General features: G+C 61.8%; 27 protein-coding genes. 3 read left to right on the top strand and 24 right to left on the bottom strand.

The features are described from left to right. The first annotated feature begins 449 nt into the window (after positions 1 to 449). Complete coding sequence (locus RLEG4DRAFT_RS25195) at positions 450 to 1193, top strand: SIMPL domain-containing protein (RefSeq protein ID WP_003581026.1); 744 nt, start codon at positions 450 to 452, stop codon at positions 1191 to 1193. Between the two features lie 359 nt (positions 1194 to 1552). On the opposite strand, the gene RLEG4DRAFT_RS25200 is transcribed toward RLEG4DRAFT_RS25195, so the two are convergent. From RLEG4DRAFT_RS25200 to RLEG4DRAFT_RS25230, 7 genes are all read right to left on the bottom strand, one after another. Next, a complete protein-coding gene (locus RLEG4DRAFT_RS25200; protein WP_003581027.1) occupies positions 1553 to 1921 on the bottom strand; it encodes a hypothetical protein in 369 nt (122 codons plus the stop codon). Positions 1922 to 2096: 175 nt separating this feature from the next. Beyond that, the gene (locus tag RLEG4DRAFT_RS25205) at positions 2097 to 2402 is read right to left on the bottom strand and encodes a hypothetical protein (RefSeq protein ID WP_003581028.1); all 306 of its coding nucleotides are present in this window, start codon (positions 2400 to 2402) and stop codon (positions 2097 to 2099) included. A gap of 117 nt (positions 2403 to 2519) precedes the next feature. After that, positions 2520 to 2942, bottom strand: coding sequence for a secondary thiamine-phosphate synthase enzyme YjbQ (locus tag RLEG4DRAFT_RS25210; protein WP_037094133.1), 423 nt, complete (start codon positions 2940 to 2942; stop codon positions 2520 to 2522). Positions 2943 to 3035: 93 nt separating this feature from the next. Then, on the bottom strand, positions 3036 to 3389 hold the full coding sequence (locus RLEG4DRAFT_RS25215) for a DUF1428 domain-containing protein (RefSeq protein WP_003581030.1): 354 nt from the start codon (positions 3387 to 3389) through the stop codon (positions 3036 to 3038). A gap of 84 nt (positions 3390 to 3473) precedes the next feature. After that, positions 3474 to 4070, bottom strand: coding sequence for a DUF922 domain-containing Zn-dependent protease (locus RLEG4DRAFT_RS25220; RefSeq protein WP_003581031.1), 597 nt, complete (start codon positions 4068 to 4070; stop codon positions 3474 to 3476). An 85-nt stretch (positions 4071 to 4155) separates the two neighbouring features. Further along, complete coding sequence (locus RLEG4DRAFT_RS25225; protein WP_003581032.1) at positions 4156 to 5376, bottom strand: MFS transporter; 1221 nt, start codon at positions 5374 to 5376, stop codon at positions 4156 to 4158. A 157-nt stretch (positions 5377 to 5533) separates the two neighbouring features. Next, positions 5534 to 6253, bottom strand: a complete 720-nt coding sequence (locus RLEG4DRAFT_RS25230) for a Crp/Fnr family transcriptional regulator (RefSeq protein ID WP_003581035.1) — start codon at positions 6251 to 6253, stop codon at positions 5534 to 5536. A 129-nt stretch (positions 6254 to 6382) separates the two neighbouring features. Here RLEG4DRAFT_RS25230 and RLEG4DRAFT_RS25235 point away from each other — a divergent pair, with 129 nt between their 5' ends. Further along, entirely contained in the window at positions 6383 to 6628 is a 246-nt protein-coding gene (locus tag RLEG4DRAFT_RS25235) for a DUF6894 family protein (protein ID WP_003581038.1), read from the top strand. A 165-nt stretch (positions 6629 to 6793) separates the two neighbouring features. Here RLEG4DRAFT_RS25235 and RLEG4DRAFT_RS25240 read toward each other — a convergent pair whose 3' ends face one another. The 17 genes from RLEG4DRAFT_RS25240 to dnaG form a co-directional block, all read right to left on the bottom strand. Then, complete coding sequence (locus tag RLEG4DRAFT_RS25240; protein ID WP_003581039.1) at positions 6794 to 7027, bottom strand: DUF6894 family protein; 234 nt, start codon at positions 7025 to 7027, stop codon at positions 6794 to 6796. Between the two features lie 118 nt (positions 7028 to 7145). After that, a complete protein-coding gene (locus RLEG4DRAFT_RS25245; RefSeq protein WP_003581040.1) occupies positions 7146 to 7544 on the bottom strand; it encodes a DUF427 domain-containing protein in 399 nt (132 codons plus the stop codon). A 91-nt stretch (positions 7545 to 7635) separates the two neighbouring features. Next, on the bottom strand, positions 7636 to 8340 hold the full coding sequence (locus RLEG4DRAFT_RS25250) for a B3/B4 domain-containing protein (protein WP_003581041.1): 705 nt from the start codon (positions 8338 to 8340) through the stop codon (positions 7636 to 7638). 3 nt (positions 8341 to 8343) lie between these two features. Continuing rightward, the gene (locus RLEG4DRAFT_RS25255) at positions 8344 to 9243 is read right to left on the bottom strand and encodes a DMT family transporter (RefSeq protein WP_003581042.1); all 900 of its coding nucleotides are present in this window, start codon (positions 9241 to 9243) and stop codon (positions 8344 to 8346) included. Positions 9244 to 9326: 83 nt separating this feature from the next. Next, positions 9327 to 10133 carry a helix-turn-helix transcriptional regulator gene (locus RLEG4DRAFT_RS25260; protein WP_003581043.1) on the bottom strand — a complete coding sequence of 269 codons (807 nt, stop codon included), beginning with the start codon at positions 10131 to 10133 and terminating at the stop codon, positions 9327 to 9329. Positions 10134 to 10273: 140 nt separating this feature from the next. Then, on the bottom strand, positions 10274 to 11062 hold the full coding sequence (locus RLEG4DRAFT_RS25265; RefSeq protein WP_003581044.1) for an APH(3') family aminoglycoside O-phosphotransferase: 789 nt from the start codon (positions 11060 to 11062) through the stop codon (positions 10274 to 10276). Then, on the bottom strand, positions 11059 to 11220 hold the full coding sequence (locus tag RLEG4DRAFT_RS41005; RefSeq protein WP_003581045.1) for a hypothetical protein: 162 nt from the start codon (positions 11218 to 11220) through the stop codon (positions 11059 to 11061). The genes RLEG4DRAFT_RS25265 and RLEG4DRAFT_RS41005 overlap by 4 nt, the downstream gene beginning before the upstream one ends. A gap of 104 nt (positions 11221 to 11324) precedes the next feature. Further along, positions 11325 to 12341, bottom strand: coding sequence for a DUF930 domain-containing protein (locus RLEG4DRAFT_RS25270; RefSeq protein ID WP_003581047.1), 1017 nt, complete (start codon positions 12339 to 12341; stop codon positions 11325 to 11327). Positions 12342 to 12428: 87 nt separating this feature from the next. Beyond that, positions 12429 to 13157, bottom strand: a complete 729-nt coding sequence (locus RLEG4DRAFT_RS25275; RefSeq protein ID WP_003581049.1) for a DUF930 domain-containing protein — start codon at positions 13155 to 13157, stop codon at positions 12429 to 12431. A 176-nt stretch (positions 13158 to 13333) separates the two neighbouring features. Beyond that, positions 13334 to 13627: a GYD domain-containing protein gene (locus RLEG4DRAFT_RS25280; RefSeq protein WP_003581051.1), complete on the bottom strand. Its 294-nt coding sequence runs from the start codon at positions 13625 to 13627 to the stop codon at positions 13334 to 13336. Positions 13628 to 13832: 205 nt separating this feature from the next. Continuing rightward, positions 13833 to 15890: an RNA polymerase sigma factor RpoD gene (gene rpoD, locus RLEG4DRAFT_RS25285; RefSeq protein ID WP_003581052.1), complete on the bottom strand. Its 2058-nt coding sequence runs from the start codon at positions 15888 to 15890 to the stop codon at positions 13833 to 13835. 468 nt (positions 15891 to 16358) lie between these two features. After that, entirely contained in the window at positions 16359 to 16706 is a 348-nt protein-coding gene (locus RLEG4DRAFT_RS25290; RefSeq protein WP_003565374.1) for a GFA family protein, read from the bottom strand. Between the two features lie 10 nt (positions 16707 to 16716). After that, positions 16717 to 17754, bottom strand: a complete 1038-nt coding sequence (gene tdh, locus RLEG4DRAFT_RS25295) for an L-threonine 3-dehydrogenase (protein ID WP_003581054.1) — start codon at positions 17752 to 17754, stop codon at positions 16717 to 16719. Between the two features lie 177 nt (positions 17755 to 17931). Beyond that, on the bottom strand, positions 17932 to 19119 hold the full coding sequence (locus RLEG4DRAFT_RS25300) for a glycine C-acetyltransferase (RefSeq protein WP_003581057.1): 1188 nt from the start codon (positions 19117 to 19119) through the stop codon (positions 17932 to 17934). A 64-nt stretch (positions 19120 to 19183) separates the two neighbouring features. Then, positions 19184 to 19912: a class I SAM-dependent methyltransferase gene (locus RLEG4DRAFT_RS25305; RefSeq protein ID WP_003581059.1), complete on the bottom strand. Its 729-nt coding sequence runs from the start codon at positions 19910 to 19912 to the stop codon at positions 19184 to 19186. Positions 19913 to 19995: 83 nt separating this feature from the next. Then, the gene (gene recQ, locus RLEG4DRAFT_RS25310) at positions 19996 to 21864 is read right to left on the bottom strand and encodes a DNA helicase RecQ (protein WP_003581060.1); all 1869 of its coding nucleotides are present in this window, start codon (positions 21862 to 21864) and stop codon (positions 19996 to 19998) included. Continuing rightward, positions 21864 to 23870, bottom strand: a complete 2007-nt coding sequence (gene dnaG / locus RLEG4DRAFT_RS25315; RefSeq protein ID WP_003581061.1) for a DNA primase — start codon at positions 23868 to 23870, stop codon at positions 21864 to 21866. The genes recQ and dnaG overlap by 1 nt, the downstream gene beginning before the upstream one ends. Positions 23871 to 24543: 673 nt before the next feature. On the opposite strand from dnaG, the gene RLEG4DRAFT_RS25320 reads away from it, so the two are divergent. After that, positions 24544 to 25431, top strand: coding sequence for a hypothetical protein (locus RLEG4DRAFT_RS25320; protein ID WP_003581062.1), 888 nt, complete (start codon positions 24544 to 24546; stop codon positions 25429 to 25431). Positions 25432 to 25434: the final 3 nt, after the last annotated feature.

The following is a 25434-nucleotide window of genomic DNA, read 5'->3' on the forward strand; positions in this document are numbered from 1 at the left end:
ACCTATTCCTGTACGGGCGCTTTGTCGCGCGAGCCCCGGGATGGCCATCCCGGGGCTCGATCCCAGCTTCCCCTGCAGTAAAGCATAGATTTGAGAGACAATTCCTGTGCCCGTCACAGGAATCCAGTGCGCCCAAGTCCTTGGGCGCGAGAGACTGTTTCAAGGCTCCAATGGATTCATTCACCGCGCCGACGCGCGGTGGCTGGATACCTGTGACGAGCACAGGAATGACGGAGGAGAACGAGGAGCCCCCACCAACCTCCCCATGAGGGGGCATTGACGAGGCGAGCCCCCGGCCGAGCAGGGGGGCTGGCGCAGCACACACCTCCTCCCACCCGCGCGCCCACATATTTTTCCTGCGATGCGACTCGCCCTTCCCTTCCGCCGCAATAGCTTCACAATCAACCGACAGAAAGTGCATCCGGGAAACGACAACTAGGGAATGAAACATGGCGCCGATTCTCTCCAAGACTATTCTGATGACTGCCCTTCTGGCCCTGCCGCTTGGCGGCGCAGCGCCTGTATGGGCGCAAGAGGCAAAGCCGCGCGAGGCGGTGATTTCGGTGACGGGCGATGGCGAATCGGCGGTCGCGCCCGATATGGCCGTCGTCAATCTCGCCGTCGTCAAGCAGGCGAAGACCGCCCGCGAAGCGCTCGACGAGAACAACAAGGCGATGAACGAGGTGCTGAAGGCGCTGAAGGACGGCGGCATTGCCGAGCGTGATCTGCAGACCTCCGGCTTTTCCATCCAGCCGCAATATAATTATCCGCAGCCTGTCGATGGTCAGCAGCAGCAGCCGCAGCTGATCGGCTACCAGACCATCAATTCCATCACCATCAGGCTGCGCGATCTCGCCAAGCTCGGCCAGGTAATCGATCAGTCCGTCACCCTCGGCATCAACCAGGGCGGCGACATCCAGTTCACCAACGACAAGCCGGAAGCAGCCCTTGAAGAGGCGCGCAAGAATGCCGTTGCCGAGGCGGTGAAGAAGGCGAAGACGCTGAGCGAAGCGGCCGGCGTCAAGCTTGGCCGCATCATCGAGATCAACGAGAATGTGCCCCGCCCGATGCCGCAGCCCACCTATCGCGCCACGATGATGAAGGAGGCGTCGGATGCAGCCGTTCCCGTCCAGAGCGGCGAGAACAATTACAATGTCAGCGTCACCGTGACTTTTGCGATTGAGCAAGAATGAGGGTGCCGCGTGTCTTTGAGGACGCGCGGCGCTCAGATGGGCTTGTGGTGGGAGCATCGGCCTCTGGGCGAAGGGAGATAGAGGCAACCTCTCCGTCCCTCGCCAGCCACTCGTAGGGCACGTCCCCTCGCCCCGTAAACGGGGGTCCGAAGGACGGGTCGAGACCCGTGGCTCGACCCCGGTCAGGTTAGGGTGAGGGGCAGCCGTGCGGTCGAATCGGTGTTATGGCACAGGGCGAAGACGACTCAGGGAAGAGCGCAAGACCCACAAAAAGAAAACCGCCCTTGCCGATCCGGGGAGACTGGCAAAGGCGGTTCTGGCCGCCGCATCGGGGAGACGAGGCGGTATTCTGCTTGATATCAGCGGCGCATCGCCGGGCAGCCGCGGACGTTGGCGAAGGTCATTTCGCTGGGGCCGCGGCGGGTCCAGCCCTGGACGATGACGCGGCGGGGCGTGATGTCGACGACGCGGGCGCGGCGGAAGCCGTAGTCGCGGGCCATATCTTCGGCCATACGCGGATCGCAGCCGCGCGGCCGGCGGTCGAAGCCCGGACGCTCGTAACCAGGACGCTCGTAACCCGGAGGCGGACGGCGGTAGTCGCGCGGCGCGTCACGGTCCTGATCGCCGATAATGATATTCAACTGCGCGGCGGCAGGCGCCACCGTGCCGGCAAGGGTGCCGGCGCTCAGCATGACGGCAAGACCCGCCTTTGCCAGAAACTGCATCATCGAAAAACCTTTCGTTCAAAGTCGGTCCGGCCGAGCCGTCCGTCCTATTACCCCGCATGCCGCTGAAGCGTTATTTGGGAATCACTCATACGGGTTAGAGAAGAGACGGCTGAAAGTGGCGCCGTCAAGGCAAAAGCGGCCGGCAAGCACCGCTTCGGCGCCTGCCGGCAGGCCCTCAGCGCCGGATCAGCGGGCAGCCGCGGACATTGGCGAAGGTGATCCTGTCCCAGCCGCGACGGTCGCGCCCGGCAACGACGACGACGCGCGGCGACATGTGGGTGATATGGGCTCTGCGCAGGCCGAAATCACGTGCCTTGTTCACGGCATGGATCGGCGAGCAGCCGCGGATCGGGCGATGGTATTGTGCCTCGATGACGAAGTTCGTCTGCGGCCCCGCGGCTGCCGCCGTGGAGAAAGTGGCCGGGATGGAGCAGAGAGCAAGCAATGCAGCAAGCGAGGCCTTGGCGAGGAAATGTGTCATGGAATGTCTCCGTCGGTTGGTAGGCTCTCCCTTCAGGGATTGCCTCGACAGTAACCACCACAAGCTGAATGGTGTTCGAACCGCACATTCAGTTTGCATTCACAAGGATTAATCCTTTCACGGGCTAAGATGCAGGACGATTTCGCGCCGGTGCGGGCGATCGCGATGTTCGAAGAGATAGAGGCTCTGCCAGGTGCCGAGCATCAGCCGGCCGCGGGCGACGGGAATACCGATCGATATCTGCGTCAGCGCCGCCTTGATATGCGCCGGCATGTCATCCGGCCCCTCGGCCCGATGCACGACCCAGCCCATCGATGGATCGGAGGCCGGCGGCACGAGGCGGCGGAAAAAGGAAAGAAGGTCGGTTTGCACGTCGGGGTCGGCATTTTCCTGAATCAGCAGCGAACAGGATGTGTGGCGCACGAAGACAGTGAGAAGCCCCTCCTCCCGCCCCGAGGCGCTGACGAAAGCGTCCGCCTGATCGGTGAATTCGTAGAGGCCCTGTCCGCGTGTGGACAGGGTCAGGATCATCTGGGGCAAGGCGCTCTCCCGTCTCGAAATGAATTCTGGCGACGTGACGCACCACTGGCGGCCAGTCAAGCTCGCCCGGGCAAAAGTCAAGCTCGCCCAAGCTCAGAGTTTGATCAGCGTCTCGAAGCCGCCATAGATCATCCGCTTGCCGTCGAAGGGCATCTGCCATTGGTCGCCCTTGAGCCTCGGGTCGGCCATCACCTTGGCGTTGATATCGTCGCGCTCCTGCCGCGACCGGTAGACGATCCAGGCAAACACCACCACCTCGTCCTCCTTGGCCTGCACGGCGCGGGGAAAGGAGGTCTGCTCGCCATAGGGCACGTCGTCGCCGAGGCATTCGACATATTCGAGCGCACCATATTCCTTCCAGATCGAGCCGGCGAAGGTCGAGAACTTCTTATAGGCTTCGATATTCTCCTTCGGCACCGCCACGATGAAACCGTCGATATAGGACATAACGCTGCTCCTCCTCCACACTGTCGCGTTGACGGGAGAGATAGGAGGCCGGCCGGGCAGGTCCAGGGCAGCTGACAGAGGCAATCACGGCCCATTGACCAGCTTGAGGATGAGCTGCTGGATATTGCCGCCGTCGCCCATTTCCACCTTGTCGAAGTCGCGGCCGCGCTGGCGCTGCTTCGCCGAGATCTCGCCGAGGCGCTGCGTCAGTTCGATCCGGATCTTCTTGCAATCGGGGTCATCGGCAACGGTGAGGCCGATGCTCATCACCTCGATTTCCCTAACCATCTCCTTGATCGTATCGCCATGCACCCGCTCATGCGCCGCGACGCCTGCGATGAAACTCTCCCAACTGCTGCCAACGGCGGCCGGCAGCGCTGCCGAGGCTTTCGGCAGCGTATAGGTGATGATCAGCTTCGGCCGGTTGGTCGTGATGACGCAGGCCTTACCCTGCACTTCGTATTTCCGGGTCCAGGTCAGCTTGAACGTCGTATGCGCGATCACCCGGCCGATGCCGACCTGAGGTCCCCGCGCGCCGATCGACTCGTAGAGCTCGGCGCCTGACTTGCCTGATATCGAATAGGGCCGCACCTCTTCCACCGCCTGCCATTCGGCCAGCGCCACAGCCGGCGCTAGGGAGAAAATCGCCGCAATTGCACAGGGCAGAAAAGATTTCGTCACGAGCGGCCCCCGCCGAATGATGGTTGGCGCGGACCCTAACGGGACCGCCTGCCACTTTCAATGCAGCTGAGCGCGCCGTGTCGCTTCAGCCCTGCAGCGTCTTGACCTTGGTGAGATCGGGGAAGAGCCGCATCCACAGCAGCACGACGGCGATTGTGCCGAGCCCCCCGACGAGGCCGGTGGCGACCGGCCCGAGGACGGCCGCCATCATGCCGGATTCGAATTCGCCGAGCTGGTTGGAGGTGCCGATGAACAGCGAATTGACGGCGCTGACGCGGCCACGCATCTCATCCGGCGTCAAAAGCTGCACCAGCGAGCTGCGCACGACGACGCTCACCGTATCCGACGCGCCGACCACAAGCAGCGCTACGACGGAAAGCGCGATATTGGTGGAGAGCGAGAAGACGATGGTGGCGAGGCCGAACACGGCGACGGCGGCAAGCATCTTACGCCCGACATTGCTCTCGAGCGGCCGGCGGGCAAGCACGATCGACATGGCAAGCGCGCCGATCGCCGGTGCGGCGCGCAGGAAGCCCAGTCCCCAGGGGCCGGCATGCAGAATATCACGGGCAAACATCGGCAACAGCGCGGTGGCGCCGCCGAGCAGCACCGCGAAGAGATCGAGCGAGATCGTGCCGAGCATCACCGGCCGGCTGCGGATGAAGGAGACGCCGGCAAAGACCGAGGCGAGTGTGACCGGCTCGCGTTTGGCTGGCGCCCATTGCATATGGATCGAGATGACGTTGAAGCTTGCAACGGCAAAGAGCAGCGCGGCAACAGCAAAGGGCGCAACCGGGTTCAACCCGTAGAGCAAGCCGCCGAGCGAGGGACCGATGATCAGCGCCGTCTGCATCAGCGACGTCGAGGTTGCGACCGCCTTCTGCAGCATCGAAGCCGGCACGATGTTCGGCAGCAGCGCTGCCATGGTCGGCCGCTCGAAGGCAACGACGGCGCCGAGCACGGTGACGGCGGCAAGGATGCCGGCCGGCGTCAGCCATTGCTGCCAGGTGGCAACCGCCAGCACCAGCGCCGTCACCGCCTCGATCAGCTGGCAGATAAGGCCGATGCGCCGGCGGTCGAACCGGTCGGCGACATGGCCGACGACGAAGGTCAGCACCGCCATCGGCAGGAACTGGCAGAGGCCGACGAGACCGAGCGCAAATGCGCTGTGCGTCTGGTCGTAGATCATCCAGCCCATGGCGATGCCGATGGACTGGAAGGCAAGTGAGGAAAAGACGCGGGAGGCAGCGAAGTTCAGATAGCCGGGGTGGCGAAGAACGCTCCGCTGGCCTTGGGATATGTCCATTTTGCGATGTCACCGGCCGACATGGGAGGCTGCGGCCTTCAGGAGGTTTCCGTGAATGTCAGAGCGGTGTTCTGCCCAGATGGAGGCTTTGTCAATTGGAATGAACCGATGTCACCGGATTATGCATGCGAAGCGGGCCGTGATCTGCGGGAAGCGCTTAGCGCGGCTCCTTGATGATGTTCAGATAGGCGGGGTCGAATTCGGCAATTTCCTGTAGCCGCTCCCAGTCGACGATGGTGATCGTCCGGTTCTCCCAGGTGAAAACCCCCTCGCGCCTCAGCGCCTGCAGCGTCTTGTTCAGATGGACCACGGAAACGCCGAGCACGTCGGCCATCTCGATCTGTGTCAACGGAAACTGGAAGCTTGCGCCCTTCGTCCGCTTGACGACCTGCAGGCGCACGAAAAGCTCGCAGACGAGGTGGGCGATATGGGCGCGTTTGGAGCGTCGGCCCATGGCGACGATCCACTCCCGGTGAATGGCGCCATCGACCAGCGTATCGAGCCAGAGCAGCCGCGTCAGATGCGGCATGCGCTCGGTGATCGCCCTGAGATCGCCGTGGTCGGCGAAGGCGACATGGCAGGACGACAGCGCGACAATGCCATGATCCATTTTCTTGACGGGAAAGGCATGCAGGTCGACGAAATCGCCGGCGACATGCAGCGCGGTGATCTGGCGGCTGCCATCGGCCATGACCTTGTAGCGCGCCGCAAAACCATCGAGCAGCAGCGTACTGTAGGGCGGGCGGCTGCCTTCGAGGACGATATCCTCTCCGGCAGCGAACTGCCTGTCCTTGACCAGGATCGACCTGAGAAGGTTCTCCTCCTCCGCCGAAACCACATCGCGGCTTCCAAGATTGAGCAGCAGGGCTTCAATCACGGGCTTGTCCGCCGATAGCACAAGAAGAGAACATGACGATGCGACCTGTATTTTCTATAAGAATCAATGCCTAGCCTCGGGAACAATTGTCTTCATCTGTGATTTCCCCTGTGACGCACAGGAAAAAACATGGCACGCTACTTTTTCGATCTGCATAACGGCGAAGGTCCGACACGCGACGAGCACGGCACCGAGCTCCGATCGCGCGAGGATATTCCGAAGGAAGTGACCCGCATCCTGCTGGATGTGGCCCGTGACGAGCTGCCCGCAGGCGATCGCACCATCATCGCCGTCACTGTCCGCAACGAAAGCGGCGATCCGGTTACGGTTGCCAGCCTCGTCTTCAACAATGAATGGCTCGACGTCTGGCGTTAGGTGTCGGGTCCTTGTTTTCCACATGTCGTTACCGCAAAACCGCTGCACGGTTTTGCGCGACATGCTTTAAGACCCACCTTCATAGCCGACAATTAAATTTGACACAGTCGCCCGGATTGCTCTCGGTCGATCGACAGCCATTCATCAATCAGCGCGACGATCCGGCTATTTGGCGATTTCTTCGAGAATCAGCCGGATTTCCGCCAATGGGCGCCGGTTTTCATCGAAGAGTTCCACCGACATCATATTCAAGGGTGCCGTCGGCAGGCCCTCGGCGGCCATCTCCGCCAGCACGCGTCGCGCTTCGGCTTTCGCGGCCTCGACGGATTCGAACTCATATCCCGTCTCGGTCGCCCCGACGCCATCACGATCGAAGAGCTGGAAGTAGAATTTCGGCACGACACATCCCCCGCTAGATCAGCCCTAACGATCCCGCGGGCAACATGTTCCCGCGGACAGCATGCCCGCTGGGCCGCATGCTCCGCCAGACAGTATCTCTTTCGAATCCGTGCGATCGTCAGAAGGTGCCGGCCTCCGGCGAGGCCATTTCCTCGATGCCGTCGACGCGGTTGGGATAGAAGGCGAGATGGTCCTTGATGCTGCTGACCGCGGCATTCGGCGACTCGTAGGTCCAGACGGCATTTTCCGAGCGCTCGCCGCCCGGAATAATGCTGTAATAGGCGGCGTCGCCCTTATAGGGGCAATGGCTGGTATGGTCGGTGCGCTGAAGCAGCGACATGTCGACATCCCGCCGCGGAATATACTGCACCGGCGGATAGGAGGCCTCGCAAAGCGTCAGCGCATCGTGGCTATCGGCAATCACCTTGCCGCCGAGCGTGACGACGACGCGGGAGGGATTGTGCTCGATAGTGATCGGATGGTCGGGCCCCGGGATCTTGATCGTCTTATCTGACATGCGCTTCGTCTCCAGGAAAATAGCGATCCCGTGGAGATAGGGTCGGCAGGCGGCCCGTCCAAGGCCTCAGGCGCCGCCTTCCGCTTATGCGCTAGGGTGAGCATTGGAATTCGAAATATGGCAACGCACGGCTGAGCACGGCCGCCCTTGTTGTCGCCGGCCAGTGACGTGTCAGCGCATCCGCGAGCGTTTCCATCAACCTGCCGATATCCTCGCCGGCAGAAGCATGCAGCGCCTCGGCAACGATCAGCACCGAGCGCGTCGGCGCCCGCACCGCCGAAAGCCCGCCCTGCCGGTTGGTCCAGCGCCGCGCATGCGCCCTCTCCTCACCGTCTGCGAAGATCACCTCGTTTGGTTCCGGATGCTCGATGTCTCCGCCGAAGGTCAGATAGGTCTCGTGGCCGCCGGCCCGCCGAACCTCGAGATCGCCCGCAATCCGTTCGGTGTCGAAGACGGCGATCGGAATGGCGAAGGCGAGCGAAATCACATTGCAGAGATCGACGAGCGGATGCAGGCGCGGCAGGCCATGCTCCTGGCGGAAGCGGCGCAGCAGCGCCTCGGAAGCGCAGCGATATTGCGTCGGCTTCAGCCCCATGCGGGAAAAGCCGCGCCGCCACGCCTGGATTTCAGGAAATTCGCCTTCCTGCGCGACGGCGAGCCGGGCCTCGGCAATCGCGCTGAAGCCCGCAATCGCCTTCTCGACATCGGCATCCGCATGGATAGCGTCCACATGGAGCACGCCGGCGCGAAGCTCCGGAAACGCCTGCCATATCGCCTCGGAATGACGGAACTGCATGGCCTATCTCCCTCCAGATATATTCATCGCCAACCGGCTGCCGGCAAAGGCAAGCCCGAGCATGGCCGCCAATACGCAGGCGATGCCGGCGATCTGGTTGAGCCCGATCGGTTCGCCGAGGATGAGGAAAGCAAGCATGACGGCGGAGACCGGAGCGACCGCAGTGAAGAGCGCGGCTTCCGTGCCGCTCACTCTTGCCGCCCCCGCATACCAGAGCAGGAAGCCGCCGGCTGTCGGCACCAGCGCATAATAGACGACGGCAACAACAGCGCCTGTGGACATATCCCGCGCGAAAGGCGCCTCGAAAACTGCCGGGATGGCGGCAACAGTGAGGCCGATGCCGGCCATCAGCGTCGACTGGGCAAGCGGCGGAATGTCAGTCTTCAGCCTCTTGTTCAGCAGGATGAACAGTCCCTCGCAGACGACGGCGCAGAAAATCAGCACATCGCCGGCGAGCGACCCGCCGGCCGCATGGGGTGTGAAGGCGATCGAAAGCACGCCCGCCGCCGCAAGCGCCACGGCAACGAGCAAAGCAGGCTTCGGCCGTTCGCGCAGCAGCAGGACGGAAATGGCCGCCGAAACCACCGGCAGCGTGCCGATGATGACGCCGGCATCGGCCGCCGAAGTGAGGCTGAGGCCGGAAATCAGCAGCGTCGTATAACCGACGCTGCCGGCGCCCGCCTGAATGACGAGGATCAGCCGGTCATGCCCGGAGAGCTTCGGCAGCCGGACGCCGCTCGCCCGCATCAGCACGACGAGGATGGGAAATGCGAGAGCGAAGCGCAAAGCCGTGGCGGTAAATGGCGACAGGCCCGATGCGATGAACTTGCTGGCGATGACGGTGCTTCCCACCGTCAGCATGGCCAGCGCCAGATAGAGATATCCTTGAATCTGCCTCGACATACAACGCCTCCTGTTGGGAGCGCCTAGGAAACAGCAGGGGCGTCTCGCGGTCTTGAACGAAATTGCAGGCGCGACGTTGGCGCTCAGAAAAAGGCGCCGGCATAGAGCCGCGGCGACAGGCCGTATTTGCGCACGAAGACGCGCGTCATGTGGCTCTGGTCGGCAAAGCCGCTGGCGAAGGCTGCTTCGGCAAGCGGCATGCCCCGAGCGATCAGCCGCCGGGCGAGATGGATGCGGGCCTGGACGAGATAGGCATGGGGCGTCAATCCCGTCGCCTTGGCAAAACCGCGCAGCACCTGGAAGCGGCTGAGCCCGCTTTCCCTGGCGAGATCGGCAAGCGAGACGGCCGCAAGCGGATCATCATCGATCAGATCTCGGGCCGCGCGGATCGACGCCGGCACTGGCGGCCGCTCGCGGCTGCCGCCGCGTTCCCGCATGACATCGGCGACGAGCTGTAGCAGTAACTCCTCCGAGAGCAGCCCGCCGGCCGCTCCGCCGCCGGTCACCGTGCCAAACAACTTTTCGAAGCGGGCGGCGATCGCCCTATTGCGGATGACGGGATAGGGGATTTCCTGCCGCCCTGCCCCACCCTCGGCGATCTCTCGCGACAGCCCGGCGACGATCTCAGGGTCGAAATAAAGGATGCGCCACGATCGCCCTTCGCCGATCGGCGCGCCGTCATGCACCTCGTTCGGATTGACGGTGATGATATCGCCGGCCTCGGCCTCCACCATGCCGCGGCCGCTCAGCGATTTCTGCGCGCCGGCGGAAATCAGGCCGATGCCGAATTGCTCATGCGTATGCCTACCGAAACTATGATGCGTTTCCGCCATCACCGCTTCGACGCCCGTCAGCGCCGAGCGCAGCATCCTGAACTGGTTTTTCGGCATGTCCCGTCCAAAGGTCCGATCGCCGCCACTTTGCCAGCCGGGCGGAGATGTCGCAATGGCTAGAGCATGTCGCGCAAAAGTGTGCGGCGGTTTTGCGATAACGACACGCGTAAAAACAAGGAGCTAAAGCGCGTCGTGCTTTAGAAGAACTCGTCGAGCAGCTGATAGTAATCAAGCCTCGCTGGCTCCAGGGCCGTCAGCCCGTAAAGATCGAGGAAGGGCTGCACAAGCGCATCGCCGAAATTGGAGGCGATGCTGCGGCAGGCGAGCGCGATATCCTGATAGCGGTCGGCAATGCCGAGCCGGCTGCAATCGATATAGCCGGAGAACCCGTCTTCGCAGGCGATGAAATTCGGCAGGCAGGCATCGCCATGGGTGACGACGAGATCCTCGCGGTCCGGCCTTCTGCTTTCGAGCTCGGCAAACAGCGTCTCGGCACTCTTGCCAAGCCGCGTCTCGTCGAAATCGGTCTCGTCGACGATGCCGGCCTGCATCCGCGCTTTGGCCACCGCCACGCGGTTCTCCAGCCGGTGATCGAAGGGGCAGGATGCGATCGGCAGACGATGCAGCTCGAGAAGCGCCGCAGCCAGCAATTCGACCCGCACAAGCGGCGTCAGCGCCGAGGCGCTGGCGAGATCGGCGCCCGGCAGGGCGCTGATCAGCAGCCGATTGCGCCCGCCGCCGCTTTCCCTCGCGATGACATCCGGACAGGGCAGTCCGGAAGCCTTGAGCCAGTCGAGCCTTGCTGCTTCATTGGCAAGCTCGCCGAATGGGCCTGCCTGCTCGACTTTCAGATAGAGGCTTGGCAAGCCCTCGCCTTCCAGCCGGAAGACGCTTGCCGCCGAACGACCGAGCCCATCCCGCTCCATCCGGTAACCCGATAGCCGCTCGCCGAGCGGTCCGGCCGGCAATGTCTTGGAAAATGTCAATGAAGCGTTTCGGCGGGCGCAGCTTCGAGAAGGATCTCGAAGGCCTCTTCGAGCGCTGCCACCAGAATATCGGTCAGCTCTTCGCCTTTGTTTTCCAGAAACAGCGCGCTCACGGCTTCGTCCTGGCCCTCCAGAAAATGCTCGAACTCGTTCGACATATCATTGTCCCTTCTTCACCGTACCATCACGGCCATGGGAAGAGGCTAGATGCGGTTCCTTGCGTGTGGCTTGTTGCCGGTGCGACGGGATCCGATCACGAGGGCTAGTCACGAATTTCATACTTCGCATACTGACTGCGGGGGATCAATCCGCCAACTTCGTGGGCAAATGACATAACTTTCGTAGCTCCGTCATCCACCTCGCAACGGAAGCGAACTTGGAACCAGCCCTTGGCTGTGCCAAAGGCCGCATCCTTCACATCAAGAATGTTACCGGCTCGCAACCCAAAACTGGGCAATGCGGACGGGAAATAGGCCGGTGAACCGTGAACAAGTTGGCCCTGAAGCTCGGTAGTGCAAAGCGTGGCCACTCGCTCTTTGCGTGAAAGGCCACCCATCGCGGTTTGCGCAAATAAACTGCCATCGGCCGTCCGCGAAAACAGGGTTCTTGCCTCAGGCAGATCGTTCGTTGCAGGCAGCGCTTTCGGTTTTTCAGCGGTCTTCTGCTCCGGCGGTTTCGCCTGCTCGATGGTCGTATTCGCTTCGCTAGACGCTTCTGCCGGCGGCCCATTGCGCTCCGGAGAAACGTCCATCGTGGCCACCTCAGGGAGCTTCACATCGTCTGGTACGGGTTTTGATGCAGGCGCCTCGGTTTCAGGTTTCGCCGCAGTAGCCTTTGTCGGCATCGGCTCCGATTGAGTGTCGTGCTGCGGTGGAGTTGTCGAAGGTTTTATTTCACCTTGCGAAGAATTTCCCGCTAACGATTTCTCGGGACCGCTATCCTTATCCCCAAATTGGGTGACAGGGCTCAGGGTCGGCATAGGCTTCGACTTGGCTTGCTCGGGAGCCTTTGTCGCCGAAGGCGGTGGTGGGGGTGGCGGCGGGCGTTTCTTGGCCTGTTCCGGCGGCTTAGGCTCCGGTGGCTTTTCCTCCGGCTTCTTCTCCTCCGGCGGCGGAACGAGCTCGACCTTGACGCTCTCGTCTTCCGCAGGCTTTGGCTCGATCTTCGGCAGCCCGAAAATCAACAGCGCGACAAGCGGCACATGCAGAAGCACGGACGCGACAACACCCCAGCGGATTTCAGGCCGCTGTTTTGCCGTTTCGTGATTCGTCTCTGTCATTTCCACGTCGTCTGTCACAGCAGCGATGTGGCTGTTAAAACCGGCAGCATCAAGCCACGAAACAAAAAAACCTCGTGATCGCCGCGTTCATTGGTCGGCGGGCCCGTCATCCTTTACCAGATCGTGCGCCTGCCATTCGGCCTCCGGAATGGCGTTTCCGACGAGAGAGGCGAAGGACACGATTTTACCGGATCCGGCATCAAGCGCGCATTTGAACTGGATGTTGTACCACTTGCCTTTGCTGCTGAAGGCGCCACCCCTCACCTCGACGCTGTTGCCGCTGACCTTCTCCGGTGCCATTGCATAGGGCGCGAGCATATCCGGCCGCGCGCGGCGAACCTGCTCCAGCGCTTCGAGGTCGCAGAGCTGCAGATTACGCTCGCTGCCGGCAAGGCTACGCAGTGCTTCGCGGGCGCCCCGGCTGCGCGGATCGGCCAGCACCTTGTCGGAAAACAGCCGGCTTGCCGCGACGAATTCAGTCGGCTTCGGCGCCGGCGGAGCGACTGACGTCACAGACGGCATTGCGGCAGCGGGCGGATTATTGGCGACCGGCGCAGGGCTTTCGGCTTGGGGCGATGCGGCTTCGGGTTTTGTCGGATCCGGCGATGGCACCTTAACCGGCTCGGACTTTGTCGGTGGTTCCGAGGGCTGCGGAACGATCTCCACCGAGAGACCGTCGTCGGGCAATGGCAAGGGCGGCTCGGCCTTCGGCAACAGTAGAAGAAGAAGAAGCAGGATGACACAGGCATGCAGCGCAAATGACGCAGCAGCGCCCCACCGGATCCCATCATCCCACTTGTCCGCCGCCATTTCCATCGGTTAGCAGGCGGCAGTCGGACGATCGGTGACGACCGGGAAATGGAGGAGCGCTTTCATCATGAGCTTGCCGAAAAATCGGGCCGGGAGCCCCGCCGCGGAAATTGAAGCACGGGTCGACACTGCCAGCACAGCCGAGGCTCTGCAACACAGAAAATTCCAATCTCTAATTACACTTAGCCAAGCGAGCCTATGAGATCCCGATAGGCCGCCTCCGGGAAGGCCTTCAGCGTCTCGGTCCGGACATTGCCGCCCATGGCAAGAGAGAGCGTAAAATGCGCCATCACAGCGTCATCGGGCGCCTCACAGACGGCGACCATGTCATGGCCGCCCATCGTCAGGAAAAACTGATTGAAGGAGCCGCCGACGCCGGCGAGCAATTTCTTCGCCGCGTCCAGTCGTTTTGCCGAGTCGCGAACGTTGCGGATGCCTTGATCCGTCCAATCGATCAAAAGAATGTAAGTGGTCATGTCGTACCTCCTAACGGAGGAACCAGTCTACGCAGGTATGCGTCGACCTTGGTTCGCGCGTCGCGATCGATCCCTTCCCCCGTGGCCGAATTATAGCCCTGTCACCATGAGGGGACAAGAAAGCCAACGCACTCATTGGTGTTAATTACAAAAGCAAAAGCCGGGCATCGAGCCCGGCTTTTCCCATCAGAACGGCATCGAAGCCTCAGCTATCGAGGAAGGAACGCAGCTTCCTGGAGCGGCTCGGATGCTTCAGCTTGCGCAGCGCCTTCGCCTCGATCTGGCGGATACGTTCGCGGGTGACCGAGAACTGCTGGCCGACTTCTTCGAGCGTGTGGTCGGTGTTCATGCCGATGCCGAAGCGCATGCGCAGGACACGTTCCTCGCGCGGCGTCAGCGAGGCAAGCACGCGGGTCGTCGTCTCGCGCAGGTTCGCCTGGATGGCGGCGTCGATCGGCAGCAGCGCATTCTTGTCCTCGATGAAATCGCCGAGATGCGAATCCTCTTCGTCGCCCACCGGGGTTTCGAGCGAGATCGGCTCCTTGGCAATCTTCAGGACCTTGCGGACCTTTTCGAGCGGCATGGCGAGCTTTTCGGCCAGTTCTTCCGGCGTCGGTTCGCGGCCGATTTCATGCAGCATCTGGCGCGAGGTGCGGACGATCTTGTTGATCGTCTCGATCATGTGCACCGGAATGCGGATCGTGCGGGCCTGGTCGGCGATCGAACGGGTGATCGCCTGACGGATCCACCATGTCGCATAGGTCGAGAACTTGTAGCCGCGGCGGTATTCGAATTTGTCGACCGCCTTCATCAGGCCGATATTGCCTTCCTGAATGAGGTCGAGGAACTGCAGGCCGCGGTTCGTGTACTTCTTGGCGATGGAGATGACGAGGCGAAGGTTCGCTTCGACCATTTCCTTCTTGGCGATGCGGGCTTCGCGTTCGCCCTTCTGCACCATGTGCACGATGCGGCGGAATTCCGAAATCGAAATGCCGGTCTCGGTCGCCAGATTCTGGATCTCCTGACGGATGTCCCGGATCGTCGTGTTTTCACCGCGAGCGAATTCCTTCCAGCCGCGGGCGGCCAGATTGCCGATCGACTTCATCCAGTTCGGATCGAGCTCGGCGCCCTGGTACTGTTCCAGGAAGCTATCGCGCTTGACGCCGTAGGATTCGGCCAGACGCAGCAGGCGGCCCTCGTTGGAAACGAGGCGCTTGTTGATGTCGTAGAGCTGCTCGACCAGAGCGTCGATGCGGTTCTGGTTCAACGACAGCGACTTGACGGCCTTGATCAGCTCGTCCTTGAGCTCCTTGTAGCGGCGCTCCTGGGCTGAAGACAGCGTGCCGGATGCCGACAGCCGCTGCTCGACCTGCTGGTCCTGCAGCTTGCGCAGCTTCTTGTAGGTCTCGGCGATCGTATCCAGCGTCTCCATTACCTGCGGGCGCAGCTCGGCTTCCATCGCCGCCAGCGAGAGGTTGGATTCGTCCTCGTCCTCTTCCTCCTCCTCGGCAGGCAGGCCTTCGCCGCCGACATCGGTGATGTCGTCGTCGCCGGAGCGGGCGCGACGGGTCTTTTCCTTTTCCTCGGCAGCCTTGCGGTCGGCCTCGATCTTCTCGGGGCTCTGGAACTGCGGCGCAGCCTTGGCTTCGGGACCGGAATAGGTCGTTTCGAGATCGATGATCTCGCGCAGCAGCGTCGTGCCTTCGTTCAGTTCGTCGCGCCAGATGATCAGCGCCTGGAAGGTCAGCGGGCTCTCGCAGAGACCGGCGATCATCGTCTCGCGGCCGGCCTCGATGCGCTTGGCGATGGCGATTTCGCCCTCGCGGGACAAAAGCTCCACCGAACCCATTTCGCGCAGGTACATACGCACCGGATCGTCGGTACGGTCGGTCGGTTCTTTCTTCTTGGCGGTCGCGAGCGCAGTGCCGCTCGACGGCGCGAGTTCGCCGCCTTCGCTCTCCTCGTCGGAACCGGCATCGTCGTCATCGCCGCCGCCGGAAGCACCGGCTTCCTCGGCTTCTTCATCTTCGATGACGTTGATGCCCATATCCGACAGCATCGACATCGTGTCTTCGATCTGCTCGGACGTCACTTCTTCGGACGGCAGAACGGCGTTAAGCTCGTCCATCGTCACATAGCCGCGCTTCTTGGCGGCCTTGATCATCTTCTTGACCGCGTCGTCGGAAAGATCGAGAAGAGGGCCGTCGCTTGCGCCGTCGCGTTCGACTTCCGCGTCTTCGTTCTCTTTGACCTTGGTTGCCATTTATATCGTCGCCTTCCTGACGCTATCCAATCTCGCTACGGTGAATGGGCCGTCTCCGAGCATCACGCGCCGCACGCGTCGCCCTAGAATCACCTTTGCCCACCTAACGGGATGACATTTAAAGCCTGATTAACCACGATCGCCGGCACCGGACAGCAAAGCTTTTTTGCTTTTGGATTTCCGGCCATGGTTGCGCGATCCGCCTTGACCCAGTTCACCGTTTCAACAAGTCGAACGGTGATTCCCACATTTTTTGCTCTCGTCAAGCTTTTCCACAAAAAAAGCTCACGAAATATCGGAAAAAGCCTTATCCACAGGCTTTGAACCGCGGCAGCGATTGCGAACCCTTATTTAAGATGCGGCGAACAAAAGACAAGGGCAGCACGGATTTTGCTCCCCCTGCCAGTGGTTCGCGGCTTTTTTGCGTCCTATCGTTGGTCTATTCGCCTCTGTCCGGACAAATACTGGCTACTTTGCCTCGCCATCATAGGCCGTCACCTTCAACGCGCCGAGATCGACCGCGGGAATGCAGCGCAGATTGACCGACGCCATGGCCGCGCCATTCGGGCCTACGCCTTCGCCGAACGGCGCGATGCCGCAGTTGGCGCAGAAGTGATGCCGGATGACGTGCCTGTTGAAAGTATAGGTCGAGAGATCGTCTTCGGGCGTCTTCAGCACCAGCTTGTCGCGCGGCACGAAGGCTAGAAGTCCGCCTCGCCGGCGGCAGAGCGAACAGTTGCAGTCCAACGCCTCGGTGAATTCGCCTTCGACTTCGAAAGCGACTTTGCCGCAATGGCAGCTTCCTTCATAGAGCATGTCTTCCTCCTCACATCCAATCCATCACGACCTTGCCTGAATTTCCTGACCGCATCGCCTCGAAGCCATCGCGGAAATCGTCGATGCCGATGCGGTGAGTGATAATCGGCGCAAGGTCGAGGCCGCCCTGGACGAAGGCGATCATCTTGTACCAGGTCTCGAACATCTCGCGGCCATAGATGCCCTTGAGATTGAGCATCTTGAAGATCACCTTGTTCCAGTCGATCTCGAAACCGGCCGGCGCGATGCCGAGAATGGCGATCTTGCCGCCATTGTTCATCTTGTCGATCATGTCGCGGAAGGCGGGTGCGGCCCCGGACATTTCCAGCCCGACGTCGAAACCCTCCGTCATGCCGATCGCCTTCATCACGTCGGCCAGGTTTTCGCTCGAAGCGTCGACGACGTGGTCGATGCCAAGTTTGCGCGCCAGCGCCAGCCGGTGCGGATTGATATCGGTGATCACGACCTTGCGGGCGCCCGAACGTTTGGCGACCAGGGCCCCCATGATGCCAATCGGCCCGGCGCCGGTAACAAGCACGTCCTCGCCGACGAGATCGAAGGAGAGTGCCGTGTGCACGGCATTGCCGAACGGATCGAAGATCGCGGCGACCTCATCGGAAATATCCTCCGGGATCGCCACGACATTGCTTTCGGGAATGCAGACGAACTCGCCGAAGGAACCCGGCCGGTTGACGCCGACGCCGAGCGTGTTGCGGCAGAGATGCCCCCTGCCCGCCCTGCAGTTGCGGCACTTGCCGCAGACGATATGCCCCTCGCCGGAAACCCGCTCGCCGACATGATAGCGGGTAACCGCCGAACCGATCTCGGCGATCTCGCCGGAGAATTCATGGCCGACCACCATCGGCACCGGAATGGTCTTCTGCGCCCATTGGTCCCAGTTCCAGATATGGACGTCGGTGCCGCAGATCGCCGATTTCCTCACCCGGATCAGCACATCATTCGGCCCGACCTCCGGCACCGGCACATTCTCCATCCAGAGCCCGACTTCCGGCTTCGACTTGACCAGCGCCTTCATCATGTTCGACATATCTATATCCCTTGCAGTGCCTATTCCCGCCCCTCATCCGCCTGCCGGCACCTTCTCCCCGCAGGCGGGGCGAAGGGGATATGCCGCACCGCCTCGTCAACCCTCGACGCCGCGTTTGGCACGTCCCCTCGCCCCGTTTACGGGGAGAGGGTTAGGGTGAGGGGCAATCTCCCATTCTCAAATCATGCCCAATTCCCGCCCGGCCTCGGCAAACGCCGCAATCGCCCGCTCGACATCCTGATGCGAATGCGCCGCCGACATCTGCGTACGGATGCGGGCCTGGCCCTTCGGCACGACCGGGAAGGAAAAGCCGATGACATAGATGCCCTTCTTCAGCATCAGCCCCGCCATGTCCTGGGCGAGCTTGGCATCGCCAAGCATGACCGGGATGATCGGATGGCCTTCGCCGGCGAGCGTGAAGCCGAGCTTGGTCATCTCGCGGCGGAAGAGATCGGCATTGTCGGACAGGCGCTGGCGCAAGGCATCGCCCTTTTTGATGAGGTCGAACACTTTGAGCGAGGCGGCGGCGATAACAGGCGCCAGCGTGTTCGAGAACAGATAGGGTCGCGAGCGCTGCCGCAGCCATTCGACGACCTCGGCCTTGGCCGACGTATAACCGCCGGAGGCGCCGCCGAGCGCCTTGCCGAGCGTGCCGGTGATGATATCGATCCGGCCCTCGACGCCGCAATATTCCGGCGAGCCACGGCCGTTCTTGCCGACGAAACCGACCGCGTGGCTGTCATCGACCATGACCATCGCGCCGTATTTTTCGGCGAGATCGCAGACGCCGCCGAGATTGGCGATGATACCGTCCATCGAGAAGACGCCGTCGGTGGCGATCAGCGTGAAGCGGCTGCCTTCGGCCTTTTTCAGCTCCTCTTCGAGTGCCGCCATATCGTTGTTGGCGTAGCGGAAGCGTTTGGCCTTCGAAAGCCGGACGCCGTCGATGATCGAGGCGTGGTTGAGGGCATCCGAGATGATCGCGTCCTCCTCGGAAAGCAGCGTTTCGAACAGACCGCCATTGGCATCGAAGCAGGAGGAATAGAGGATCGTATCCTCCATGCCGAGGAAGGCGGAGATGCGTGCCTCGAGCTGCTTGTGCTCTTCCTGCGTGCCGCAGATGAAGCGCACCGAGGCCATGCCATAGCCGTAGCGGTCGAGCGCCTGTTTGCCGGCCTCGGCCAGTTCCTCGTTGTCGGCAAGGCCGAGATAGTTGTTGGCGCAGAAATTCAGCACCCGCTCGCCGGTGGAAATCTTAATCTCGCCCGCCTGCTTCGAGCTGATGACCCGCTCGGATTTGTAAAGGCCGGCATCCTTGAGCGCCGCAATCTCGGCTCGGAGATGGGAGAGAAATGGCGAGGTCATGGGCGGCCCTTCCTGACGTTTTTTATAGCACTCGGGTTAGCATACCGCCGCGGGCTTGTCTTGTTCAGCGCTGGACGGAGATCAGCAGGAACATCGGGCGATCCATTTCCGTCGCCCAGTCGGAATTGTCCCGCAATTCCTGATCGTTCGGGCTCCACTCCTCGACATGGCGAATGGAAAAGCCGGCCGCGATCAATGTGTTGAGCGTCGTGCCAAGTTTGCGGTGATGCTTGATCACGCCCTTGGCGAGCCAATCGGTCGTTCGCGAGCCCTCGACAGAATAGCGATCGAGCGGCCAGATGCGCCGCCCCGCGGCATCGGTCGCCCAGTCCGGATTGGTCGGCGCCATGTAGATCGGGTGCTCGATGGTGAAGACGAAATGCGACCCCGGCAAAAGCGCGTCATGCACGGTAGCAACGATACCTGCGAAGTCCTCGATATAATGCAGCGCCAGCGAACTGTAGGCGAAATCGAAAGATGCCTCGGCAAGCCTTAAATGCTCGAGATCGGCGATCTCGTAGGTGGTCGCGGCATCCGTCGTCTCGGCCCTGGCTCTTGCGATCCTATTTTCCGAGATGTCGAGGCCAAGCACGCTTGCGGCACCCTGGCTCCTGGCAAAACGCGCAAACCAGCCAAAGCCGCAGCCGAGATCGACGATGCGTTTGCCGGCAAGGTCAGGCAGAAGCGCCTGCACTGCCGGCCATTCGGATGCCCCGGCAAGGCCGCGGACGGATCGGCTAAGATCGCTATACCCGGCGAAGAATTCCGCCCGGTCGTAGATATTCTGTGCCATCGACGCTTCTCCTCCCGAGGCAGCATTTATCCAGCGTCTATCTTGGCTGAACTGCCGATCTCAAGGATTGGCCCGTCCCCAGTTCAGCCATTGTCCTGCGCCAGGATGATCTCCAGGAACGCATCGCCGTAGCGCTCGAGCTTCGCCTGCCCGACGCCCGATATGGCAAGCAATTCCTTGCGGCTCCTCGGCCTTTCGGTGGCAAAGGCAATCAGCGTCGTATCGGGGAAGACGACATAGGGCGGTACGCCGAGCGATTTGGCGATCGCCATGCGCTCAGTTCGCAGCGCTTCGAAAAGACTGCCGTCGGCGCCTGACAGTCCCGATTTGCGCTCGCTGCGTTCCGCCTTCTTCGTGCGCCGTTCCGAGGCCGGGCGGTCCTTGCGGAAGAACACCTGCCGCTCTTGCTTGAAGACGGCGCGCGCCTCCGGCTCCAGCTTCAGCGCGCCATAGGCTTCGTGATCGACACGGATCAGCCCCATGGCCAGCAGCTGGCGGTAGACGGATTGCCAGGTGCGTGATGGAATATCCTTGCCGGCGCCGAACACCGGCATATCGACATGGCCGAAACGCTCGGTCTTTTCGTTGACGTTGCCGACAAGCACATCGATGACGTGGCCGGCGCCGAAACGCTCGCCGGTTCGGTAGATCGCGGCGAGCGCCTTGATCGCCGCTTCCGTGCCTTCCCAGGTCTCGACCGGCTTCAGGCAGGTGTCGCAATTGCCGCATTGCCCGGCATGCGCCTCACCAAAATGCGAAAGGATCGCCTGGCGGCGGCAGGAAGCGGTCTCGCAGATCGCCAGCAATGCATTGAGCTTGGCGCGCTCGACCCGCTTGATCTCCGCGGCGGCACCGCCCTCGTCGATCATCCGGCCGCGCTGGATGACGTCGGCCATACCATAGGCCATCCAGACTTCGGACGGCAGGCCGTCGCGCCCGGCGCGCCCGGTCTCCTGGTAGTAGGCTTCCACCGAGCCCGGCAGGTCGAGATGGGCGACGTAACGTACATTCGGCTTGTCGATGCCCATGCCGAAGGCGACGGTGGCGACCAGGCAAAGGTTTTCCTCTTTCAGGAAAGCATCCTGATTGGCATCGCGAACCGCCCTGTCCATGCCGGCATGGTAGGCAAGCGCGCGCACGCCCTGCCCGTTCAGCCACTCGGCCGTATCCTCGACCTTGGCGCGCGACAGGCAATAGACGATTCCGCTGTTTCCCTTGTGGCCGGAGAGGAACCGCAGGAGCTGCTGACGCGGCTGGTCGCGCTCGACGATTTCGTAAGCGATGTTCGGACGGTCGAAGCTGGTGGTGAAGATCTCGGCATCGTCGAGCCCCAGCCGCTCGATAATGTCGTCGCGCGTATGCGGATCGGCCGTCGCCGTCAGCGCCACCCTCGGCACGCCGGGATATTGCTCGCTGAGTTGGCCGAGCGCGCGATATTCCGGGCGGAAATCATGGCCCCATTGCGAAACGCAATGGGCCTCGTCGATCGCAAACAGGGCGATCTTTTCGTTGGCGATCAGCTCGCGAAAACCGTCGGTCAGGATGCGCTCGGGTGTGACGTAGAGAAGGTCGAGCTTACCTGCCGAAAGCGCCCGGCGAACCTCGATGAACTCCTCGCGGGACAGCGACGAATTGAGCGCTGCGGCGCGGATGCCGAGCTGCTTCATCGCCTCCACCTGATCGCGCATCAGCGCGATCAGCGGCGAAACGACGATGCCGACGCCGTCACGGCAGAGTGCCGGGATCTGGAAGCACAGCGATTTGCCGGCGCCTGTGGGAAAGAGCACCACGGCATCGCCGCCGGCGACCACATGTTCGACCACCAGCTGCTGCTTGCCGCGGAAGGAGGAATAGCCGTAAACCTGCTTGAGAATATCGAGTGGCGCGCGGCCGGCGGAAAACAGCGCATCGGCGGCGGAAAAGCCTGGTTCGTTCCGTTCGGTCAGCGGCATCAGTGGTTCGCCGCCCCTTTGACGCGGCCGGAAAGCACGCCGAAGCCGTCGATGATCGCCTCCTGGTTCTCAAGGCGCACCCCTTCAAAATGCACTTCCTGCTGCGCCCGCATCAGCTGAACGATCGCCTCGCCGTCGCCGGCCTCGGTCGCCAGCGCGATCTCGCGTTCGAGCTCGTTCTTCTGCCGGCGCAGCGCTTTTGCCCGTTTGTGGGAGGCCAGCGCCTGCCGGTATCCCTCACGCGCATCCTCCATCGCCGCCTCTTCGGTGGCGATCCACAGCCGGGCATTGCGCACCTGCTGGTCGAGGCTCTTGATGAGTGGGCCGAAACCTTCGAATTCCAGCCGTTCGGTCAGATATTCGCGCGTCAGATGCGGGCCGGCAACGGCAGCGGCGGCCCCAAGCATCGCCGACCAGAGCCGCTGCAGTTCACGGCTGTCATATTCGATCGCGGCGATTTCGTCATAATCGTCGATCATCAGCGCCGGATGATTGACGACGGTCAGCGCCAGCACGCTTTCGCGCAGCGCCGTATGGGCCTGGTGGCCGCGAACGGGGCCCGAGCGGGCAAGTCGGTCGGAAATGACGCTGGGGCTTTTCGGCCCTGCCTTGCCCGGATTGTCGCGGCCCGCGCGGTAGTTGCCGTTGCCGTTGAAGCCGCGGCGCTCGCCATTATTGCGGTTCTGGAACTGCGGCTGGAAGAAGGCGTTCAGCCGGTCGCGAATGTCCTGCTGATAATGGCGGCGGACATTCTCATCGGCGATGACGGCGACGAGTTGCTTCAGCCGCGCCTCGAGCTCGGCGCGTGCCTCGGGTGTGTCGAATTTGCCGGTGTTGATCTCCCGGCTCCACAGCATTTCGGATAGCGGCTTTGCCTGGCTCATCACCTTGTCGAAGGGGGCGCGGCCGTCATCGCGCACGAGATCATCCGGGTCCTTGCCATCGGGCAGAAGCGCGAAGCGGACGGAACGGCCCGGCTTCAGATGCGGCAGCGCCAGTTCGGCGGCGCGATTGGCAGCGCGGATGCCGGCTCCGTCACCGTCGAAGCAGAGCACCGGCTGCGGCACCATCTTCCAGAGCAGCTCGAGCTGGTTTTCGGTGAGCGCCGTGCCGAGTGGCGCGACGGCATTCTCAATGCCCGCCTGATAGAGCGCGATCACGTCCATATAGCCTTCGACGGCGATAATGGTGCCGCTCGCATTGTCGTCCTGAAGATCGCCGCGGCCCGGCCCCTGGATCGCACGGCGCGCGCGGGCGAAATTGTAAAGGACATTACCCTTGTGGAAGAGCTCCGTCTCATTGGAGTTCAGATATTTCGCCGGCGCATCGGCCGACATGGCGCGGCCGCCGAAGGCGATCACCTTTTCCCGGGACGAAAGGATCGGGAACATGATCCGATCGCGGAAGCGATCATAGGACACCGGCACGTTTTCATGAACGACCAGGCCGCAAGCCTCGATCTGCTCCTTGGAGACACCCTTGCCGGCGAGGAATTCCTTGAGCGCATTGCGGCTATCGGGCGCAAAACCGAGACGGAAGGTCTCGATGGTGCGGCCCGTCAGCCCGCGATCGCGCAGATAGGCGCGCGCCCTCGCCCCATTCGCCGTCTGCAATTGATCCTGAAAAAATTGTGTCGCCATTTCCATGACGTCGATCAGCGAGCCGCGCTCCTTCTCGCGCTTCTCCATCACAGGATCGGCAAGCGGCATCGGAACACCGGCCATATCGGCGATCTGCTGCACCGCCTCGGGAAAGCTCAAGCCTTCCAGCTCGGTGAGGAAGCGGAAATGATCGCCGGTGACGCCGCAGCCGAAGCAGTGATAGCGGCCCTTCCGGTCTTCGCAGTGGAAACTCGGCGATTTCTCGCCATGGAACGGGCAGCAGGCCCAGTAATCACCACGCGACACGTTGGTCTTGCGCTTATCCCAGCTGACGCGGCGCGCAATCACGTTCGAAATCGGAACGCGGTCGCGAATATCATCGAGAAAGGTGTTGGAAAAGCGCATCGAAACCTCTTGGCCAGCCTCCATATAAGCTGCTTTGCCGCTCCATGCCACGAAACTTGTCAGGAAAACCCGCTATTCACAGGCAAGTGCACCCGTCATCAGCGGCGTCGGTTATCCAATCAAAAACACGTTACCGCCCCCTGCGACAGGGTGCGACATTATTGTCTTTCGAGCGCTGAATTTCCCACCTCGCAAAAGACTCGGCAAGCGTGTCGAGCCTTTGATGAAACCGATTTAAACCGTTTTATAACAAACACTTATCACCTGAATCGATGGCACAACCTTATTCCGGAGCGGCCATCCAAGCGATCACTTCGACGCCTCCAAAAACGACGTTTTCGGCAATCATTATTTTTTTGTAATTTGAATAAGCAGCCGGCCCGCAATAGGTTCGATCTCAACAAAGCGATCCCCGAGCGAAGCACCATCCCTACCCCCGGCGCCGCTTCGCAAGGGTGCCTTTGCAAATACCCTCCGGCTTGGGCCTCGGCCCTGCGTTTGCCGGCGGAAGCAAAGAGCAAGAAGGCAGGAGCGCCCCCAGCTCCTGCCTTCTTAAATTTTGGCTTCCCCTGAAACAAATTCCCTTTTGAAATTAACCGATTATTGACAAAACCGTTGACACGCGGCGCCTGCCTGAAAGAAGTATGCGCCGAATTCCCTGGACCGCTTTCACATGGCCTTTACCGCTGAAAATCTTGCAGCCGACGATCGCTTTCTCGCTGCGATCCTGCATTGCGCCGATCAGATGCTTACGATCTATCGTGAGAGCCCGCGCATCGCCTCGATTTTCGCCGCACAGCAGCGCTGGCTGATGGCCCATGCCGGCTTTGCGCTTCATTATGGCCACCCCGACCATGAAAAGAGCGGGCTCTATTCCGGCCGCTTCATCGATTTCGCGGTCCGGAACGACATCGCCAGCCGCAATACCGCCGCGGCCTTCATGCAGGAAATGCTGGCCTATCGCTTCCTGCGGCCGGTTCCCGGCCCCGACAAGCGCACACGCTACCTGGAGCCCACGGAAACCGCCGAGGAGCATTTCACCAGGTGGCTCGTCGCCCATCTGACGATCCTCGACAGCCTCGATGGCGGTGAACGCGCCGGCAAGGTCACCGCCGATCCCTCGGCGATGATGGCAGCGATCCAGCCGCGGATCGCCAAGGCGATCATCGGCAGCGAAGCGGTGCGCAATCCCGGCGCCACCTTCAACCTCTTCAACTGGGCAAATACCGGCGGCTTGGTGATGGACTACCTGATCTCACGCCTTCCGGAATTTCCCCGGACGGCCGAACGTGTCGTGATTGGGCCGCTGTCGCTCAGGGAAATCCGCGAACAGTTCATGATTTCCAACACCCACCTGAAGCGGCTTCTGACGCAAGCGGCGACCATGGAGAGCGTCGGCTGGACCGAACCCTCCCGCAAGGGCGACTTCTGGCTGTCGGGCCGCTTCATCATGGAATATTGGAATTATCAGGCGGCGAAATTCGCTGTCATCGATGCCGCAGCCGAGGCGGTGCTCGGGCCTGCGGTTCAGAACGAACCGCAGGCGAGACGGGTCGTCTGAGGT

The organism is Rhizobium leguminosarum bv. trifolii WSM2297 (assembly GCF_000271845.1).